This window comes from Paenibacillus hamazuiensis (genome assembly GCF_023276405.1).
Taxonomy (GTDB): domain Bacteria; phylum Bacillota; class Bacilli; order Paenibacillales; family NBRC-103111; genus Paenibacillus_AF; species Paenibacillus_AF hamazuiensis.
The window spans coordinates 5,892,318-5,911,700 of the sequence record NZ_JALRMO010000001.1 but is presented as its reverse complement, the minus strand read 5'-3'; the positions used below and the strand labels follow the sequence as shown (position 1 = coordinate 5,911,700).

Annotated in this window: 18 protein-coding genes; 15 read left to right on the top strand and 3 right to left on the bottom strand. The window is 48.4% G+C overall.

The features are described from left to right. Positions 1 to 9: 9 nt before the first annotated feature. Both MYS68_RS25685 and MYS68_RS25680 read left to right on the top strand, forming a co-directional pair. Positions 10 to 468, top strand: coding sequence for a VanZ family protein (locus MYS68_RS25685; RefSeq protein ID WP_248928575.1), 459 nt, complete (start codon positions 10 to 12; stop codon positions 466 to 468). Between the two features lie 15 nt (positions 469 to 483). Continuing rightward, on the top strand, positions 484 to 1,470 hold the full coding sequence (locus MYS68_RS25680) for a Gfo/Idh/MocA family protein (RefSeq protein ID WP_248928574.1): 987 nt from the start codon (positions 484 to 486) through the stop codon (positions 1,468 to 1,470). A 19-nt stretch (positions 1,471 to 1,489) separates the two neighbouring features. Here MYS68_RS25680 and MYS68_RS39140 read toward each other — a convergent pair whose 3' ends face one another. Next, complete coding sequence (locus MYS68_RS39140; RefSeq protein WP_420852159.1) at positions 1,490 to 1,684, bottom strand: GrpB family protein; 195 nt, start codon at positions 1,682 to 1,684, stop codon at positions 1,490 to 1,492. Positions 1,685 to 1,755: 71 nt separating this feature from the next. Then, complete coding sequence (locus MYS68_RS25675) at positions 1,756 to 3,834, bottom strand: serine hydrolase domain-containing protein (protein ID WP_248931013.1); 2,079 nt, start codon at positions 3,832 to 3,834, stop codon at positions 1,756 to 1,758. 223 nt (positions 3,835 to 4,057) lie between these two features. Between MYS68_RS25675 and MYS68_RS25670 the strand changes: the two genes are divergently transcribed. The 8 genes from MYS68_RS25670 (at position 4,058) to MYS68_RS25635 (ending at position 11,408) form a co-directional block, all read left to right on the top strand. Beyond that, complete coding sequence (locus MYS68_RS25670; RefSeq protein WP_248928573.1) at positions 4,058 to 4,771, top strand: helix-turn-helix transcriptional regulator; 714 nt, start codon at positions 4,058 to 4,060, stop codon at positions 4,769 to 4,771. A gap of 2 nt (positions 4,772 to 4,773) precedes the next feature. Continuing rightward, positions 4,774 to 5,007: a helix-turn-helix transcriptional regulator gene (locus tag MYS68_RS25665; protein ID WP_248928572.1), complete on the top strand. Its 234-nt coding sequence runs from the start codon at positions 4,774 to 4,776 to the stop codon at positions 5,005 to 5,007. A gap of 109 nt (positions 5,008 to 5,116) precedes the next feature. After that, a complete protein-coding gene (locus MYS68_RS25660) occupies positions 5,117 to 5,620 on the top strand; it encodes a DinB family protein (RefSeq protein WP_248928571.1) in 504 nt (167 codons plus the stop codon). 48 nt (positions 5,621 to 5,668) lie between these two features. Beyond that, entirely contained in the window at positions 5,669 to 6,373 is a 705-nt protein-coding gene (locus tag MYS68_RS25655) for a DUF5131 family protein (protein ID WP_248928570.1), read from the top strand. Then, positions 6,370 to 6,813 (top strand): DUF488 domain-containing protein, encoded by a 444-nt coding sequence (locus MYS68_RS25650; RefSeq protein WP_248928569.1) that lies wholly within the window; start codon positions 6,370 to 6,372, stop codon positions 6,811 to 6,813. Before MYS68_RS25655 ends, MYS68_RS25650 begins: the two co-directional genes overlap by 4 nt. 152 nt (positions 6,814 to 6,965) lie before the next feature. Then, positions 6,966 to 9,245, top strand: a complete 2,280-nt coding sequence (locus tag MYS68_RS25645) for an ATP-dependent DNA helicase (protein WP_248928568.1) — start codon at positions 6,966 to 6,968, stop codon at positions 9,243 to 9,245. Positions 9,246 to 9,550: 305 nt separating this feature from the next. Further along, positions 9,551 to 10,126 (top strand): TetR/AcrR family transcriptional regulator, encoded by a 576-nt coding sequence (locus MYS68_RS25640; protein WP_248928567.1) that lies wholly within the window; start codon positions 9,551 to 9,553, stop codon positions 10,124 to 10,126. A gap of 67 nt (positions 10,127 to 10,193) precedes the next feature. Next, entirely contained in the window at positions 10,194 to 11,408 is a 1,215-nt protein-coding gene (locus MYS68_RS25635; protein ID WP_248928566.1) for an MFS transporter, read from the top strand. A gap of 248 nt (positions 11,409 to 11,656) precedes the next feature. Here the strand turns inward: MYS68_RS25635 and MYS68_RS25630 are convergent, their stop codons facing one another. After that, complete coding sequence (locus tag MYS68_RS25630) at positions 11,657 to 12,604, bottom strand: AraC family transcriptional regulator (RefSeq protein WP_338043615.1); 948 nt, start codon at positions 12,602 to 12,604, stop codon at positions 11,657 to 11,659. Between the two features lie 205 nt (positions 12,605 to 12,809). Here MYS68_RS25630 and MYS68_RS25625 point away from each other — a divergent pair, with 205 nt between their 5' ends. The 5 genes from MYS68_RS25625 (at position 12,810) to MYS68_RS25605 (ending at position 18,985) form a co-directional block, all read left to right on the top strand. Continuing rightward, a complete protein-coding gene (locus MYS68_RS25625; RefSeq protein ID WP_248928565.1) occupies positions 12,810 to 14,180 on the top strand; it encodes an ABC transporter substrate-binding protein in 1,371 nt (456 codons plus the stop codon). 90 nt (positions 14,181 to 14,270) lie between these two features. Beyond that, complete coding sequence (locus tag MYS68_RS25620) at positions 14,271 to 15,149, top strand: carbohydrate ABC transporter permease (RefSeq protein ID WP_248928564.1); 879 nt, start codon at positions 14,271 to 14,273, stop codon at positions 15,147 to 15,149. A gap of 19 nt (positions 15,150 to 15,168) precedes the next feature. Further along, positions 15,169 to 16,041 (top strand): carbohydrate ABC transporter permease, encoded by an 873-nt coding sequence (locus MYS68_RS25615; protein ID WP_248928563.1) that lies wholly within the window; start codon positions 15,169 to 15,171, stop codon positions 16,039 to 16,041. 39 nt (positions 16,042 to 16,080) lie between these two features. Then, entirely contained in the window at positions 16,081 to 17,580 is a 1,500-nt protein-coding gene (locus MYS68_RS25610) for a glycoside hydrolase family 32 protein (RefSeq protein WP_248928562.1), read from the top strand. Between the two features lie 61 nt (positions 17,581 to 17,641). Further along, the gene (locus MYS68_RS25605; RefSeq protein ID WP_248928561.1) at positions 17,642 to 18,985 is read left to right on the top strand and encodes a NosD domain-containing protein; all 1,344 of its coding nucleotides are present in this window, start codon (positions 17,642 to 17,644) and stop codon (positions 18,983 to 18,985) included. Positions 18,986 to 19,383: the final 398 nt, after the last annotated feature.

Here is a 19,383-nt window from a genome sequence, read left to right as displayed (position 1 = left end):
GTGCTGCAGTTGAAAATCGCGAAGGCGGCCGTATGGATCTGTTTTCTCGGCTACACCGCCTGTTTGCTGTATTGGATGTTTCTCGGGTTCCATAGATCCGAACGCGGATACATCCAGCTGAGCTATAACCTGGTTCCGTTTCGCACCATAGCCAATTTCTTCATTCATTTCAGCTACTTTGGTCTGTGGTCATGGATGGTTAATATTTTGGGCAATATCGGGGTGTTTGTGCCGTTCGGATGGTTCATGCCGTTAATATTTAACGGGTGCAAAAGGTTTGGATCGTTTTCGGCGGCGTTCGTCGCATCGATCGTGCTGCTGGAGCTGCTGCAGATGCTGCTGCGGGTGGGCAGCGGGGACATCGACGACGTAATCTTGAACTATGCCGGCGCGGCGATAGGGTACGGCATGCTGAATGCTCTCCGAAGGCGAATGCGGGGAAGAGACGTTTTGACGATTAAAGGGTAAAGGAGATCACGGTACATGATCAGATTCGCAGTGATAGGAACTAACTGGATTACGGAAAAATTTATCGACGCGGCGCGGCAAACCGGAGAAATCGAGCTGGCTGCCGTATATTCACGCACGGAGGAGCAGGCGGGGCAGTTTGCAGAGAAGCTCGGGATTCCGCACCGGTTCACCGATCTGGAAGCGATGGCGGGGAGCGGTGCGATCGACGCGGTGTACATCGCCAGTCCGAATTCACTCCACGCGCAGCAGGCGGTGCTCTTGATGAACCACGGGAAGCACGTGCTGTGCGAAAAGCCGATCGCCTCAAACAGCGCCGAGCTTAAGGCGATGATCGAAGCGGCGCAACAAAACGGCGTGCTGCTGATGGAAGCGATGAAATCGACGCTGATGCCGAATTTTGAGGCCGTTCGGGACCATCTGCACAAGCTGGGACGCATCCGCCGGTATGTGGCGAGCTTTTGCCAATACTCCTCGCGTTACGATGCTTATAAGCAAGGTGCGATGCCGAATGCGTTCAACCCGGCTTTTTCGAACGGCTCCCTGATGGATCTCGGGGTTTATTGCATTTACCCGATGGTCGTGCTGTTCGGCAAACCGCAGCGGGTGAAGGCGAGCGCGGTGCTGCTCGGGTCGGGCGTGGACGGGGAAGGCAGTCTGATCGCGGAATATGGCGATATGGACGCGGTCATTTACCACTCGAAGATCACCCATTCCGCCCTGCCTTCGGAAATTCATGGGGAAGACGCGACGATGGTCATCGATAAAATCAGCGCCCCTGGGAATGTGGAAATCCGCTTCCGCGACGGTTCGGTTGAAACTCTAACGCAGCCCCAGGTCGAAAACACGATGTATTACGAAGCGAAGCATTTCGCCGAGCTGCTCAAGCAAGGAAAGCGGGAATGCGCGACGAACTCCCATGCCAATTCGCTGCTTGCGATGGAAGTGATGGATGAGGCGAGACGGCAGGCAGGGCCCGTGTTCCCGGCAGATCGTAAATAGAATCGGCCGTTCAGGCCGTCTATTCTTCCCACACGTTTTCAAGCGGGAGTCCCCGTTCCATACGCGCCAAATCATGCACACGCTGGATAAAGGCCGTTTTTGCCCGTGTGTAGCCGTCAGGGTCGGAATCATATTGTTCGGCCAACTTCCGTTTAAGTTCGCCGTACTCCTTTACCAATTCAGGATGAACCGGAATATAGTCGCTAAACAGCAATTCTTTCTTTCGTAAAATCCTTCAAGCGGCAAAATATGCAAGTGATGCGTTAGTGGAAGGTATGCACACTATCATCGGCTTCCCATCGAACCGGTTTTCAAAAGAAAACCCAAATACACCATCGCGGCCATTTCCTGTTTATTCAGTAGGCGCTGAGAGCCAAAATCGATTCGACCGCCTGCTGCGGTAACCTCCGGTCCGTGCAGCTTCAAGCCTGTCACCGTTTGAACACCTGGAATCGCCCATTCCTCCGTATCGGAGGGGACTTCCGCCGAAAAAGAAGGCGGTTGCACTCCGAGCACACGTATTAGCCTGCCCATAATCACTGCAGCCTCTTCGCGGCGAATAGGGCGTTCCGGCTCAAATCGATCTTGTCCTGACCCGGCCACGACACCTGCTTCCAAAGCGTTCCGAATGTCGGCTTTGTACGGTGAATGTTCGATGTCAATGAATGTTGATGCGCCGGATGAAGCTGGAAAATCAAGCAACGGCATGATGGCATGGATAAATTGTTCCCGGGTCACTGTGGCCTGCGTGTCATAGGGCTTAGAAGGATCCTCCTCCAAAATACCGAACGATTGGAGCCCCCCTATGAATTCCGCATACGGATGATCGACAGGCACATCCGGGAAACCGGAAGCTTCCCGCTTTTTCGCCGCATAGCTGACAGGACTATTATACTTTAAATAGGCTATATTTCCCTGCTGATCGGGTTTAAAGGCAAGAGGCAGCCCATTCTCATCGACAAATAAATAGTTATCCACTTGGATGAAACGATGACGCACGTTGCGGCTGTCAATTGCCGAAAGCAAACCGTTGCCGATCACCGTTACTTTGGCGGCCAATTTCCCCCTTCTCAGATCGATATAGGTTCCGGCGAATTTCTTCAGTTCGGAAATCGATTGCGGAACAAATCCGGAAACTCCGAACGTCCTGTCGATCCCCGGATAATAATGGTCCATAAAAGAGGCAATGAAATCATCGATTATTTTCTCATCCGTGTTTTGGGAGATGAAGAAGCCCGATTTTTGTTCCGGCAGCAGCCAGAGCATCGAGTGAAAACCGGGCACATCGCCGCTTTTGGCGATGATCGTTTGCCCGTTAGCAAGGCTATGTGGATAGGGTGCTTCAAAACCGTAAGTGGCATCGGGAACTTGGGAATGAATCGATATATGATACCCGGACATCGCTTTTACGGATTCGGGCGACAAGATGACCGTGCCATCATTCGTTTTACCGCCGTTTAAGAAAGCATTCATGAAACGAGCCATATCCGCTGAGGTGGAGATCATGCTGCCTGACGGGATTACGCCGGGCGACATGCGGTAGAACGGAATGGCGTTGCCGGATTTGTCATAAGTGGACGCGATCCGATTCGCCAACTCCTCCGGCATAACAAAACTGCTGGAATTCATGCCAAGCGGCTTAAACAGCCGTTCCTCCATATAGTCGGAGAAGGGCTGTCCGCTCACGGATTGAACGATATAACCTTGCAGATCGAATGCGAAATTATCGTACATATAGGAGGTGCCTGGTTCCCTTACGACCGGGGGAAAGTTTTGGAAAATGTACTCCTCTAATGCGACAGGCTCGCGGGAATTGTCGAATATGATATTTTCCGGGGTGGGGTCGCGGACTTCGAAGCCGGTCGTATGGGTAAGCAGCATTTCGATCGTAACGGGGGTTCCGTATGGATTTGTGATTTTGTAGCCGTTCAAATATTTCTCAACGTCGTCCTTAAGGGATAGCTTGCCCTGATCGCGAAGCTGAAGAATGGCAGCTGCGGTAAATACCTTTGAAACGGATCCGATGCGGAATACGGAATCGTTCGGATCGACCGGCATTTGCGAGCTTTTGTCCATCACTCCGTAACCTTTCTCCGCAAGTATCTGACCGTTACCGACCACGGACACGGAGACAGCGCCGATTTTATTCCGGATACTCTCTTTGGCAAAAAACTCGTCTAGAAAACCTGCCACCTCCCGGGAATCATTTGGGCCGTACGGTACGTTGCTATGGGCCAAAGGCATCGTCGGTCTTTCAAATGGATTGGAAACCTTGGTCGGCTCTTGAGCCGAAACCCCCGATTCCACCATCAAACCGGATGAAAGTAATGCAGCCACTAAACCAATTGCCATTCCTTTTTGCATTTTATTCAACACGCCCCCTTCTCATATTTTCGACCAGATTTGGCTGTGCCCGCTTTAATGATCATAATCAAAAAGAGCCCCGGTGAAATCGGCCTCCAGGTTGGTTCTATAATCTCCTGCGGATGGAGATGCAAACTGGACTTAAGCCCGATAAGCTGTTTGAATTGGGGAACTCTTCATTGGTAAAATAATGTAAAAGACTCACCTTGGGAGGTCCTTGCCATTGAAGCTTCAACGATTGCTGGGTATCACCATGCTTCTGCTCAGCCGCAAGAGAGTGGGAGCCCAAGAACTGGCCGAGCGGTTTGAGGTCTCGCTGCGCACGATTTACAGGTATATCGAAGCGATCAATGCCGCGGGTATCCCCATTGCATCTTATGCGGGGGTGGACGGCGGCTACGAAATTATGGACGAATTTCGCATAGAAAGACAGATCGTTACTCTCGATGACCTGTCATCTATAGTAACGGCCCTAAAAGGCATGCAGTCGCCCCTGCAGGATGGGCAAATGGATCATCTGCTGGCCAAGATCAGCGCGCTGATTGCCAAAAACGAGCAGCAGCGAATGGAAGAAGCGGGGGAACAGCTGATTATAGGTTTGAGCCCGTGGACGAGGGTGGAAGCGGACAAGGATAAGCTGGCCGAGCTTCGGCTGGCTGCCAGGAACAGGAATGTCGTTTGGCTTACATACTCCACTCCCGAAGGAGATACGGCGGAGAGGGCCGTTGAGCCGATAGGGCTTGCCTGGAAAGGAAACGCGTGGTACTTATACGCCTACTGCCGGCTAAGAAAGGATTGCCGGAGATTCAAGTTGTCCCGCATCCGGAAGCTCCATGTCGATATGGAAGTATTCCCGCGCCGGAAGGAGCGTCTGGAAGATCTGGATGCCAGATGGGGGATGCCAGATGGGGGAGGCAAGACACGCAGTCATACATAACGATGGTACTTCGTTTTCATCCGAGAGTCAGAGTGCGGATTGAAGAGTTCTTCGGCCCGGAGAAAATGACGGTGGAAGAGGACGGATCGCTGCTGGTCAGGTCGGAGTTTCCGGAAGATAATTGGCTCTACGGAATGCTGCTCAGTTACGGGCCGGATGTGCGCGTGCTGGAGCCGAAGTCTCTCGCCGATGAAATCAGCAGCCAAGCCAGGCGGGTTTTTGAATTGTACAAATAATTTTCAATTCGGCAAATTCCGCTGACAATACGCTGTCAGTGGACCCCGTTCATACTATATCTGCCGGGCAGATCCCAGGCCTGACAATAACGACAAGGAGGCAATCATTATGTACACATCGTTGCAAAGTTTTATAACAGAATACACTCGCGAAGCGGAGGGCACGCAGAAGCTGCTGGATCTCTTGACCGACGCATCTTTGGAACAGGAGGTGTTGCCCGGTTACCGGACGCTCGGAAGACTGGCCTGGCATATCGTGACCTCGGTTCCGGATATGCTTCACCGCACAGGGCTTCAGTTCGATGCACCTGATGTGTATTCCGAGCCGCCTGCGTCGGCCGCCGAAATTGCCGCAGCCTATCGGGCAGCCGTTCAATCCATGCTGGAGGCGATCCGTACCCAATGGACGGATGAAACTTTGCAGCAGGAAGTTAACCTGTTTGGGGAACCTTGGAAAAACGGGTTTACATTAAGCGCTTTTCTGCTGCACGAGGTTCACCATCGCGGTCAAATGACGGTCTTGATGCGGCAAGCCGGTTTAACGATACCCGGGATTTATGGTCCTGCCAAAGAAGAATGGGCCGCGATGGGGATGGAAGCTCCCGTCGTTTGACCATCGGCAAGAGGTTGGGGTGCTCTGAGAATCCAAGGAGGCGGCAAAATGTCCGAAACAAAAATTGAATGGACGGACATGACATGGAATCCTACAACCGGTTGCAGTAAGGTAAGCGACGGATGCAAGAATTGTTATGCTGAACGACTGGCAAAGAGATTACAAGCGATGGGAAATCCGAGGTACGTTAATGGCTTTGAACCACAAGAGCATCCCGGAGCGCTTGATTTACCGTTTACTTGGAAACGGCCTAAAAAGATTTTTGTCAATTCAATGTCAGACCTGTTCCACGAAGCCATATCCGAGCAGTTTATTGAAAAAGTATTTGATGTCATGAACAAGACCCCCATGCATACTTATCAGATTTTGACGAAGCGACCGGAAAGAGCCGCTCGTTTGGCAAACCAATTGACTTGGACAAACAACATATGGTTAGGAACAAGTGTCGAAAACTCACGTGTTGTGGGCAGAATTGATGTGCTCAGACAAGTACCGTCAAGGATACGATTTTTATCATGCGAGCCGCTAATCGGTCCATTGGAAAATGTAAACCTTCAAGATATTCATTGGGTAATTGCAGGGGGAGAATCGGGGCCGGGTGCCCGGCCAATGGATGCTGGCTGGGTTCGATTATTATTAAATGAATGTCAAGCCGCACAGATTCCGTTCTTTTTTAAGCAGTGGGGCGGTGTGATGAAGCACAAAAACGGAAGGCTGCTCGATGGCCGGGAATGGAACGAATTTCCGGAATGAAACAAGACGTCTGTACGATTGGTTTTGCTAAAAAAAGTCTGCAGCAGTTTGTTGAACTTTTGAAGGGTGCGGGCGTTACGCATCTCATTGACACACGTCTGCATAATACATCCCAATTGTCCGGTTATGCCAAAAAAGGCGATCTTGAATATGTCATGAAGCTTGTTGGAATCTCCTATCATCATGATTTATCGCTGGCACCGACTGAAGACATACTTAACGCCTATAAAAAGAAGCAGATGACTTGGGGCGAGTACGAGAAGCGATATATGGACTTGCTTGCAAAAAGAAAAATCGAAAATCGCATAGATGATGTATTGGCTGATGAAGTAAACTGCTTTTTGTGCAGTGAGGATAAGCCGCACCATTGCCACAGAAGATTGCTGGCGGAATATCTGAATCAGCATAAGAAGAATATTCGGGTGGTTCACTTGGTTTAGGTGAGTCGCCTTTTCCCCGGCGACATCGAACTGCATGGCCTGGCTCTTTTCGATAGGGCGGCATGCAGTTTTTTTGTGGGAACATTTGTTTCCATTCGGTTCAAAACATGGTATGCTTATGCATAATCAAACATGATTTCGGGTGGGAGCATATGCAACCGATTATTCGCATTTCCGTACGTGCGCTGGTCGAATACGCGTTTCGCAGAGGCAGTCTGGAGTCTGGCTTTCACGCGGCACCTACGTTCTCGGAAGGGACGCTTGCGCATCAGAAGCTGCAAAAGACGTACGGAGAATCGGACCTCAAGGAAGTACCGCTGCAGCAGGAATTCGAGTGCGGCGACTTGCGTTTTCGGCTGGAAGGGCGCTGCGATGGCATCCGATTCCGGGAGAACGAACTTGTCACAATCGAAGAGATTAAGTCCACTCTGCATGATTTAAAAAGGATTGAGGAACACGCGCACCCTGAACATTGGGCACAGGCACAATGTTATGCGTATATGTACGCCGTGAAGGAAGGCTTGGTGAAACTGGGCGTGCAGCTCACATATGTGCAGCTGGAAACTGACGAACACATTCATTTTCGGAAGGAGCAGACGACCGGGGAACTGGAAGGTTTAGTACTCGGAATGCTGCAGGCCTATGCGCCCTATGCAAGATTGATGGCCAGGCACGAGCAGGAACGGAACGAGAGCGCGCGAAGCCTGCCCTTTCCTTATCCGGCCTACCGGGAAGGGCAGCGTAAGCTGGCCGGTGCCGTATATACGGCAATCGCCGAAGGGAAAGATTTATTCGCAAAAGCACCGACGGGAACCGGCAAAACGATCTCGACCTTGTTCCCGGCCGTTAAAGCGATCGGGCAAGGGCATCTTCAGCGAATCTTCTACATAACGGCCAAAACGATAACCCGGACTGCGGCGGAGCATGCGATGCGCGCCATGGCGGATGCCGGCTTACGGATGAAGACCGTCACGCTGACGGCGAAGGAAAAAGTATGCTTCAAGGATGAGGTGCGCTGCTCAAAGGAGTACTGCGAATACGCAGACGGCTTCTTTGACCGGCTTAACGGCGCGATGCTGGACATGCTGGAGCGGGAGGCTTCGTTGGGTCGCGAGGTGATGGAACGATATGCACGCAAACACCGGGTATGCCCTTTCGAGCTGTCTTTAGAAGCGGCATACGCCGCGGATGCGGTCATCTGCGACTATAATTATGTGTTTGATCCGCGCGTGTCGTTGAAGCGGTTGCTGCAGGAGCAGCGCAAGCAAACCGCTCTTTTGGTGGATGAAGCGCATAATCTAGTTGATCGGGCAAGGGACATGTTTTCTGCGGAGCTGATGAAATCCGGGTTTCTCCGTCTTCAGCGGGAAATGAGAGGGAAGCAACGGGCATTGGCCCAAGCGGCGAAGGCGGTAGGTGAAGTATTCATCGAGCTGCGCAAGGAAGTGGGGGAGAGGGCTCACTCGCTGTTGGAGGGTCCGCCGCAACGCTTGCTTGAACGGCTGGAGTCGTTTGCCGAAGCAGCCGAGCAGACGCTTGCTGCAGGCGGGGAAGAAGATGGGCTGACGCTTTTGAAAGATATGTATTTCGCGGCGCAAAACTTCCTTCGAATCGCGAAGTCGGCGGACGAACGGTTCGTCACCTATGCGGAAATCGACGGCAGCGAGATCAGAGTGAAACTGCTGTGCCTGGACCCGTCCCAGCTGCTGAGGCAGATGGGCAATGGCTATCGCGCCAAAATTTTTTTCTCGGCAACGCTGTCCCCGTTCGGCTTTTACAAGGATGTGCTCGGCGCATGGGAAGACAGCTATACGTTTGCGATTCCGTCCCCCTTCTCGAAGGACCAGTGGGAGGTAAGCATCGCTGCATTATCGACGCGATACCGAGACCGTGAAAGCTCGATGGCCAGACTGGGATCGCTGCTGAACGAGCGGATCGGCAGGCGTAATGGTTGCTACATGGTCTTTTTTCCTTCGTTTGAATATTTGCAGGCCGGAGTAGCCGCGTACGAAGCGGAATTGCCGGACACCGATATCCTTGTCCAGACGAACACGATGTCGGAAGAGGAGCGGGAGCGGTTTCTGGGCGAATTCCGGGCGGGAAGAGCGCGGACGTTAGTCGGCTTTGCCGTATTGGGAGGCGTCTTTTCGGAGGGGATCGATCTGCAGGGAGACCGGCTGACCGGTGTTATTATCGTTGGTGTCGGGCTGCCGCAAATAGGACTGGAGCGGGATCTGATGAAAAACTATTACAACGGAACGGGACGGGACGGTTTTGATTACGCCTATGTATTTCCGGGCATGAACAAGGTGCTGCAAGCGGGCGGCAGGCTGATTCGATCGGAGCGGGATCGTGGTTCTCTCGTGCTTGTCGATGATCGGTATTTGCAGCCTAAATACAGGCAACTGCTTCCCGAAGAGTGGCGGGTTTAATTCATATAATGGGTGCTCTCGCGCATGGATGTGATACGGCTTGAAAATACATTTGTCCATTTCGAGCAGCTAATGTTGACTGAACGAACGAAATACGATAGCTCCATATCATCTTACGACGAGGTAACCGCGGCAATAACCGACAGCCTCATTGACGTAACGGGCAGATTACTCGAATACCTAGCAAAGGCTAAGTCAATAATCCATCTTATCCCAGCCTGGGCTAACTTTCATATCTGCAGAAAATACTGGACTTATCGTTCCGAAAAAGTATATACTGTACCTACGGAAACGGAGGGAGAACCATGGGACGCTACAAAGAGTTTGATAAAGAAGCGGTGCTTCATAAAGCGATGCTCGTTTTTTGGAAGAAGGGCTACGAAGCGGCAAGCATTCCCGATTTGCTGGAAGCTATGGATCTTAGCAGATCAAGTCTGTACGAAACGTTCGGGGACAAACAAACGCTTTATATCGAGGCGATCAACTGGTACAAGAAGTGGAAGCAAGCCAAACGGGACATCCTCGTCAATGCGACATCCGCAAAATCAGGTATCCGGCAGTACTTCGAGGTACACATCGATTCCGCCTTGGGCGGCGAGCTGCCGAAGGGCTGTCTCATTACTAATGCAGCAATCAGCATGGATTCGCCGGATGAGCAACTGAATGCGTTGATCAGGGAGCGGTTTAACGAGTTGGAGAATTCCTTCTATGAGCTGCTGCGCAAAGGACAGGAGGCGGGAGAAATCAACCCGGAGAAAGATATCAAGACTTTATCATATCTGCTCTCAAACCTGAATCATAGTATAAATATCGCTGCGAAGGTGCAGGGTGACCGCAGCAAGATGCAGCAGATGATAGACACGGTGATGGAAATGCTATAAAACATTTTTTTTGCACATTTCGGAACGAATGTTCCAGAAAATTTATGGTGAGAAAAGGGGACTTTCTATGCATTCAGCTTCTATTTCAATGGAGAAATCGGTTTCGCCATCGCTGATTTTTATCCTGGCAGCCGCTTGCGGTATCATAGCGGCAAATCTTTATTATGCTCAACCATTGATAGGCTCGATCGGTTCGACCATCGGGCTCTCCTCCGGGGCTGCCGCACTCATCGTTACGTTGACTCAAGTCGGCTACGGGATCGGCTTGTTATTTATCGTACCGTTGGGAGACATCCTGGAAAATCGTAAGTTGATCCTTTCATCATTGCTCCTTACAGCCGCCGTTTTGACCATTGCCGCTGTAATCAAAAGCGCCATCCTGTTCCTCACCGCTTCACTCGTGATCGGAGCAGGTTCCGTAGCTGCGCAAATCCTTGTACCTTATGCGGCTCATCTTTCGCCTGAAGCCGTGCGCGGTCGCAATGTGGGCAACGTCATGAGCGGGCTACTTCTGGGGATTATGCTCGCACGTCCCATTTCAAGCTTGGTGGCGGAGTATATGGGCTGGCGCGCCGTATATTTCATCTCCGCAGCATTGATTTTCGCGCTGGCTCTTGTATTGGCAAAGGCACTGCCCTCAAGGCAGCCTTCGAACGCAACAGCTTACCCGGCGCTGCTGCACTCCATGCTGCATCTGCTGAAGACGACACCGGCATTACGCCGGAGGGCAATTTATCATGCTTGTGTATTCGGGACGTTCAGTTTGTTCTGGACGACGGTTCCGTTGGTATTGACAAGTCCGTCGTTCCATTTCACTCAGAAGGAGGTCGCTCTGTTCGCATTAGTCGGGGTAATGGGGGCAATTGTGGCGCCAGCGGCGGGCCGTATGGCAGACCGTGGATGGGTTCGCCCGGCTACGGGCTGGGCATTGGCCATCGTCATCTTTTCCGGGCTGCTTCCCTTGCTGGTTCCATCAAGTTCTGCACTCGCAGTCCCCATCCTCGTAGTTGCGGCGATTTTACTTGACATGGGGGTTTCCGCCAACATGGTTCTCGGGCAGCGGGTGATTTTCTCTTTAGGAGCGGAATTTCGCAGTAGGCTTAACGGTTTGTATATGGCCATTTTCTTTTTAGGGGGCGCTATCGGCTCAGCGGCAGGGGGATGGGCTTACGCAACGTGGGGCTGGGAGGCGGCACTGCTGATCGGAATCGCCTTGCCGGCCATCGCCATGGCGTATTATGCGACGGAGTTTTCGAGATCTAAGGAAGGAAAATCTCATTGATTGAGGAGCACAGTTGAGTAATCCACACGTTCCAAGCTAACGGATAATCAGATTGGCCTTATGAATGAATTTCGATTCGGCAGCCATGACATAACGAAGATGAGAATAGAGGAATTGACGTAAGTTTTAATAAATGGAGTTATATTGCTCATTTCGCTAACGGAAACATTAGTTAAATATAGCAGCAGCGGTAGTCTGGAACTTTATTTTCGTGTTCTGGGTTACCGCCAGGTGCCAATCTTTCATTTCTAAACTTCATGTTCATGTTTATGGATTTTCTTTTTACGATAAAAGGAAGGATTAACCCCATCTATTTTTTTAAAGGCTTTACTAAAGGAATGAATATCCGGAAAGCCGATACTTTCGGCAATGAGCATTAACGGATCATTCGTGAATTGAATCATTTCCTTCGCCTTTTCTATTCTTTGTAGAAGATGATATTGGATGGGACTCATCCCGAAGGATTGCTTGAATAATGAAATCATATAATATTTGCTAATTCCCGAAAGGTTGGAAAGTTCATCTAAGGTTACCTTTCGGTCGATATTGTGTTTCAAGTAGATCCGCAGCTGCTCCATTTCTCCCATATTGGTAACCAGATGCGGATGACAATTCCAGTAGTTTTCACGTAACAGTACATTCAATAATTGCAGAAACAGACCTTTTATATTCATTTCATAAAAAGGTAACATCATTTGAAATTCTTTGATGATTTCAAAGATCATTCTTTCGATTACTAAGGTATTCCTTAACCGGATGTGACTGGGAATCTGGGGGGAAATTTCCTCAAGATCGTCGTTTCGAAACCATTTCATTTCATCTGCAGTCATATCTTCAAGTTTTTTAAAGGAAACCTTCACATCCGGACTATCCTCTTTATAGAACAAATCAAAATGCAAATGAGGCTGTCGTACTAAATCTGTTCCTAACTTTCTAATAGAGTGTCGTTGCTTTGGACGAAAAAGAAAGAGGTCCCCCGGCTCTCCGATAAAAACATCATTCTCGATGGTTACTTGTATTCTGCCTTCCTTAAGGTAAAGTAACTCATAGTCAAATAAAACTCTCTCCTCTAAATACCAAGGGAAAGGGATATAACTATCCATTGCTATCCGAATGTACGGCGATAATTGTTGAATGTTCAGTTCAGGTCTTTCCCTTCCGAATATTATTAAAAGCAATATATGACAAATAATCAATAATCCTTCCTAAATACAAATCCGTAAATGTATTATAACATAGATATGTGATGAGTGAAGCGCTTCCACTGGTCCGAAATTATTGATAAGAAACAAACAGCTATCAGGCGGTTACCATTTATCAAAGAGGCTCGCAGTCTACGTGAATCAAGCTGGGGGCACGGGGGAAACCGAGACTTATATTTTACTAAGGGGGTATCGCTTCATGAAAGTGCAAGGGAAATTATGGTCTGGTATTCTTGCCGGTTGTATGGTTTTGTCGACGGTTTTGGCCGGTTGTTCAAGCAATGCCGGTAAATCGGAAGCACCCAAAGCGGCAGAAAGTGCAAAGAGCGATACTGCCAAATCCTCTGGCAAGTCCTTGACTGTATTGGTGGAGGGTGGAAGTCCGGCTAACACGGTTGCGACACAAACGGCGGAAGAATTTAAGCAGAAGACCGGTTATGAGGTGAAGATCGAGACGGTGCCGTATATCGGCGTCTATGACAAATTGAATGCGGATATACGTGCTAACAAAGGCTCCTACGATGTGGCAACCATTGATATTTTGTGGTTCCCCGCATTGGCTAAAGGTTTGACTTCGATGGATGATTTGATGTCGGATAACGTGAAGAAGGATCTATTTCCCAGCTTGATCGATGGCGGTACGGTAGACGGTAAAGTTCTTGGCATGCCGGTATGGACGAACTCGAAGGTGCTTTTGTACCGATCCGATTTATTTAATGATCCCAAGGAACAGGAAGCTTTCAAGGCTAAATATGGATACGACTTGAAGCCGCCGGCAACTTGGCAGCAGTACAGAGACGTAGCCAAGTTCTTTACCCGCGATACCAATAACGATGGTGTCATGGATATCTACGGCACAAGTGTGTTTGGGATGAATAACGGCGATTCTGTCGCCAGCTGGTTGGATCATGCGGCTCAAGCGGGGGCAAAACCTCTGGTCGTCGGCAAGGACAATAAAGCCTTGGTCAACACGGAGCCCTATGTGAAAGCGCTGGATTTCCTGACAACCATTTTGAACAAGGACAAATCCGCACCTCCAGGTGCATTAAATATGGCCTCTTCCGAAACCTCCGAAATGTTCTGGAACGGCAAATTGGCTATGATGCTTGCATGGGGGCATTTCTTCGTACCGTCCAATGATCCGGCGAAGTCGAAGGTGGCTGGGAAGGTAGGAGTGGCGCCTATGATAGGGGGAGATGCCGGAATCGGCGTAGTACCTGGTCCCTGGTATCAAGTCATACCTGACGCTTCGAAGCAGAAGGATATCGCCAAACAATATGTGCAGTTCATTTATGAGAAAAACGAGCTTTTCATGAAGGCATTGGGAGTGGCTGCGCGCAAATCAGTGTTTGAAAAGTATGGCAAGCAGCCGGAATATGCGCACCTTAATGCACTGCAAGCTACTTTGGAGGCCCCTCAGACCCAAAACCGTCCGATTTTGGCCCGCTGGAATCAGATTGAAAGCGAAGCTCTTGTTACGGCTATCCAGGCAGCTCTGTCGGGAAAGGAATCGCCGCAATCTGCATTGACCAAAGCGGCGGCGACCATTAATGAAATTCAAGGCAAGTAAGAAGCAAAGGCAAATCGATTGCCGTAATCGCAGAGGATAGGATCGCCTATCCTCTGTTCATTTCAATACTGATTTAAAGGGTGAAGTACGATGACTACAAAGGATCGCAGGCTATCCATAGTATTTTTCCTGCCGGCCGCAGTTTTTATGATCTTGTTCTTTGTTTACCCGATGTTTCTGTTATTCAAAAATAGTTTTTTGGAAGACGATCAGCCCTACGGTTTTGTCGGCTTCGAACATTACGGCAGCGCTTTGACATCACAAACCTTCTATCGGTCATTGCTGAACACGGTTGAATTTGTCATCGGAGCCGTAACCGTTGAACTGCTGTTGGGAATGGTTCTGGCCCTCTTGTTAAGCACCGGATTCAAAGGCAGCAATTACATTCGCACTCTGCTTTTAAGCCCGCTTATGATTTCGCCGTTGGTTGCTGGGTTGATCTGGAAATTCATGTTGAACGACCAGTTCGGTATTCTGAACAGCTTTCTGTATAAGCTGGGATTCATTTCAACACCTCAAAGCATTCCGTGGTTATCCGACAGCAAGTACGCATTATTGTCCTGTATGATAGCCGATATATGGCTGACGACTCCCTTTATGATGCTGGTGTTATTGGCAGGTATTCAGGGGATTCCGGAGAGCTTGTATGAGGCGGCACGCATTGACGGGGCGAATAAGGCTCAGAGCTTCTGGCATATTACGCTGCCGAGCTTAAAACCCGTGATTCTTGTGGCTGTTGCCATTCGAATGATTGATGCCGCAAGATCCTTTGATATTATCTGGGTTATGACCCAAGGTGGTCCGAACAATGCCTCTTCTCTGGTCAGCACCGTCATTTACAAAGCGATTGCCAGGTACAATCAGGAAGGGTATTCAAGCGCCATGGCCGTAATTTTCATGATTATCTTACTGGGGATTTGTTCCTTCTTTTTGAAACATTTCTGGAGTCCGGCCAAGAAAGCAGCCTAGCAGGAAGGAGATAACCGACGTGATTGCAAACTCTATTAAACAGAAGCACGGAGGACCCCTAAGGAGACAGAAGATCAGACTTAGCCAATTTATCTATCTGATCGTAACATGCGGCTTTTTGTGCCTGTTTTTATTTCCGTATCTTTATTTGATGCTTAGTTCATTTAAGCCGCCGAGAGAAGTCATATCGTCTACCCCTGCATTATTCCCGTCCCAATTTACGATGGACAACTACCTTGCCATGTTTACTCATTTATCGATCGGCAAATATTTTGGCAACAGTTTGGTAACCGCCGCTTTCGCTACGCTGTTAAGCGTTTTACTGGGCTCTATGGCCTCCTACGGATTAACAAGATTTTCATCCAAGCTGGGGAATTTGTTCCTGGTATTCACTCTGGGCGTTCGGTTGATTCCGCTTATCAGCGTTGCCATACCTTTGTACCGCATTATTGGTGAAGTAGGCTTAATGGACACCAAACTGGCTTTAACATTGATTTATACAAGTATCAATATCCCTTTTGTCATTTGGATGATGCTCGGTTTTTTCGACAGCCTGCCTAAAGAGTTGGATGAATCTGCACGTGTGGACGGATGCGGGATGTTAGGGGCTTTTATCCGCATTATTTTGCCAATTTCGCTGCCGGGACTGGCAACGACAGCCATATTTAGTTTTATGCTGTCTTGGAACGACTTTTTATTCGGGCTGCTGTTCACAAGCACGGCTGCCAAAACAGTTCCTGTGGGAATATCGGAGTTTTTAACCGCTTATAATTTGGACCTGGGACCTATGACGGCGGCGGCCACATTATTTAGTCTGCCTGTTATGCTGTTTTCATTTTTCATGCAGAATTACATCGTTCGCGGTATGACCATGGGTGCTGTAAAAGAATGAGCCTGAACTCATAGAGACATAATTAGGGAGGAAGCCGTATTGCAATACGATCATAACACCTATCATAAGTTCATGTTGGCCAAAGCCGAACAATCCGTAGCAAAAATGAAAGATCAGGTGGCCAAAGATCCCTTGCGCTTACAATATCATTTTATGGCCCCTGCATATTGGCTAAATGATCCTAACGGACTTATTCATTATCGCGGAGAATACCATATGTTTTATCAGCATTACCCTTACTCCGCACAGTGGGGGGCTATGCATTGGGGGCATGCCAAAAGTAAAGATTTGGTTCATTGGGAACACCTCCCCATTGCGTTGGCGCCTAGTGAAAGCTATGACCTTGACGAAAAAGGCGGATGTTTTTCCGGAAGCGCCGTTGATCATAATGGGATATTGACGTTAATTTATACCGGCACCGTAATGAAAGAGAGGCGCGTTGTACAAACCCAATGTTTAGCTGCGAGTCATGACGGTGTGACCTTTCAAAAATATATTGGGAATCCGGTAATCTCGGCTCCGCCGGAAGAAAGTTCCACAGATTTCAGGGATCCCAAAGTATGGAAACATCAAGATAAATGGTACATGATCGTAGGTTCAAGTAAAGAGGGGAAAGGAAGGGCTTTGCTATTTCGATCCAATGACCTGATCGCATGGGAATATGTCGGTGTGGTGGCCGAGAGTGATGGTACGATGGGCACGATGTGGGAGTGTCCTGATTTATTTCGACTCGGTGATCGTCATATACTGATGTTTTCTCCAATGGGAATGGGCGAGAAGAAAGCGATTTATTTATCGGGTGAATTGGACTATGACACCGGAAGATTTACCTGGGATTATTGCGGAGAAGTTGATTGCGGCTTCGAATATTATGCCCCCCAGTCCCTCCTGGATTCAAAAGGAAGAAGGATTATCATAGGGTGGTTGAACGCTTGGGATTGGATGCCGTGGTTTCAAAATTTCGGTCCCACTTCTAAAAACAATTGGTGCGGCGCGATGTCCGTTCCAAGAACCGTAGAAATGGACGATGACGGACATTTGAGATTTCTTCCAGTTGAAGAGTTAAAGGCGTTACGGGGGGAACATTTCCATCTTGAACGTACGACGATTGAAGGGGAAATACAAGCGCTTCCCCGATCGATAAAAGGGGATAGTTTAGAGATTGTGGCGGAATTCAATCTGAAGATTTGCCCCGCGGAGGAATTCGGCTTCAAAATGCGGGTGTCGGATGACGGCAACGAGGAGACGGTACTCTCTTATTCGCCTAAGACCGGAGAACTTCAATTTGATAGAAACAGATCGGACGGATGGAGTCAGGGGATTCGAAAATGTAAACTGGAATCTGCCGATAAGGATACATTAAGGCTGCATATCTACGTAGATACTTGCGTTGTTGAAGTATTTGCGGATGAAGGGCGCACGACAATGACCAATAACATATATCCCGATCCGTACAGTACAAACTTGAAGCTTTTTAGCCTCGGAGATAAGGTGGAACTCATTTCTCTTGATATATGGCAGCTTCACTCCGCATGGTAAAGCCGGGCAGCTCCCATTTTGAAGTCGCCTCAAAACATCGAAAGGATAGGAGAATTTATATATGGCTAGTAAAAATTATTATGACGTAACCGATTGGCCTGTCGGTAATCCGTATGAAGATATCGGTGAGGTAATCAATAGCATGATAGCAGATATTAAAAGTAGGCAAACGGACATTGATGTGAATCAAGGCGGAAAGCCGGGTGCGGTGATCTATATTCCACCGGGGGATTATCATCTTGTCAGTCAAGTAGTTATAGACATCAGTTATCTCAAAATTATGGGTTCCGGACACGGGTTTACATCTTCGAGTATTCGGTTTAATACTTCTGAGAAGGAATGGGCGGATTTGCATGAATTGTGGCCGGGAGGAAGTCGCATACTCGTAAATATTCCCTTGGAAGTAAATGACGAGGAATATAAAGGAGCTGCATTTTATGTTGAACGAAGTGGAAATCCCCGAATAAGTTCGGTAGAGTTTTCTGACTTTTGTATTGATGGTTTGCATTTTATTGAAGATGGTTCAGGAGAAACAAATCCGGAAAACACATACACTAACGGGAAAACGGGTATTTATGTTGCAAGTGCTTGTGACTCATTTCGGATTACAGGCATGGGTTTTGTGTATTTAGAGCATGGAATTACTATTTATCATGCAGATGCACTGTCTATCCATGATAATTTCATAGCTGAATGTGGTAACTGTATAGAACTGCGGGGTTGGGGACAGGCTTCAAAAATAACCGATAATTTGATAGGAGCCGGCTTTAAAGGATATTCAATTTACGCTCAAAATTTTGGCGGACTTTTGATTACAGCGAATAATGTTTTTCCACGAGGTGCGAGCAGTATCTATTTTGATGGTGTGACACGTTCCAGTATCACCAATAATAGACTTCATTCATTTTATCCAGGAATGGTAGTATTTAGGGGCAATTGTTCGGAAAACTTGGTTTCTTCAAATCATTTTTTACGTGACCATGAACCTTGGACTCCTTTTCTGGGAACAGACAATGGTTTAGACGATTTGTATGGTCTCCTCTATATCAGCGGCAATAATAATTCTGTCATTGCTAATCACTTTTCTGAAGGAATTAATTCTCAGAACATCAAGCCGGCAGGTGCAACACCTGTAATCATACGTATTGCTTCGGGTAATGGAAATTATATTTCTAACAATCATGTGGTTGCTACGGAGGTTCATGCCAAGATAAGTGATTCTTGTTTTTCTGCGCAAGTCGACGCTTTGTTGACTACCGAAGCCTCAGAGCCGCTTACCGTAACCACAGTATGGGTAGAAAAAGAATCGCTTCAAAATACGATTCTTGATTCGGGAAGCGATGCACAGGTTGTTATGGACAAGACAGTAAATGCATTCAGAGCCACTCCAACGCCAGGAGCATAAATAATATATTCAACCACGTTTTTGCGGTAGTTTTTGTTCCAAAGTTTCAATTATAAGTCGGCCACTTGAATTATTTCGTTTGTCATTTCATTTTGGAGGTGCTTCCTAGCGATGGAAGTGCCTCTTTTTATTATGTTGCACATGTTTGGATTCGAGCCATGCAAATGCTGCCCCACAAGCAACGGCAGCATTTATTTTTATATTCGGCAAAAACTATTTAATACCTTTAGGGCAGGCGCCGTGGCGACCTGCCCCAATCGTTGAAGTGACGGACTAGAAAAGCTCAACGGTCAATAGATGGTCGGAGGAAGCGAATTTTGTCAAATTAATGAAATTTATATTTTTTACAGAAGAATACAGGGAATTTTTGGGCTGTATAGAACTATTAAACTATTAAT

Bases quoted from the DNA above. Each gene is read 5' to 3' on its own strand.
- MYS68_RS25625 (WP_248928565.1), top strand. From the start codon at position 12,810: ATGAAAGTGCAAGGGAAATTATGGTCTGGTATTCTTGCCGGTTGTATG.
- MYS68_RS25645 (WP_248928568.1), top strand. From the start codon at position 6,966: ATGCAACCGATTATTCGCATTTCCGTACGTGCGCTGGTCGAATACGCG.
- MYS68_RS25620 (WP_248928564.1), top strand. From the start codon at position 14,271: ATGACTACAAAGGATCGCAGGCTATCCATAGTATTTTTCCTGCCGGCC.
- MYS68_RS25680 (WP_248928574.1), top strand. From the start codon at position 484: ATGATCAGATTCGCAGTGATAGGAACTAACTGGATTACGGAAAAATTT.
- MYS68_RS25655 (WP_248928570.1), top strand. From the start codon at position 5,669: ATGTCCGAAACAAAAATTGAATGGACGGACATGACATGGAATCCTACA.
- MYS68_RS25665 (WP_248928572.1), top strand. From the start codon at position 4,774: ATGGTACTTCGTTTTCATCCGAGAGTCAGAGTGCGGATTGAAGAGTTC.
- MYS68_RS25660 (WP_248928571.1), top strand. From the start codon at position 5,117: ATGTACACATCGTTGCAAAGTTTTATAACAGAATACACTCGCGAAGCG.
- MYS68_RS25675 (WP_248931013.1), bottom strand. From the start codon at position 3,834: ATGCAAAAAGGAATGGCAATTGGTTTAGTGGCTGCATTACTTTCATCC.
- MYS68_RS25635 (WP_248928566.1), top strand. From the start codon at position 10,194: ATGCATTCAGCTTCTATTTCAATGGAGAAATCGGTTTCGCCATCGCTG.
- MYS68_RS25640 (WP_248928567.1), top strand. From the start codon at position 9,551: ATGGGACGCTACAAAGAGTTTGATAAAGAAGCGGTGCTTCATAAAGCG.
- MYS68_RS25605 (WP_248928561.1), top strand. From the start codon at position 17,642: ATGGCTAGTAAAAATTATTATGACGTAACCGATTGGCCTGTCGGTAAT.
- MYS68_RS25650 (WP_248928569.1), top strand. From the start codon at position 6,370: ATGAAACAAGACGTCTGTACGATTGGTTTTGCTAAAAAAAGTCTGCAG.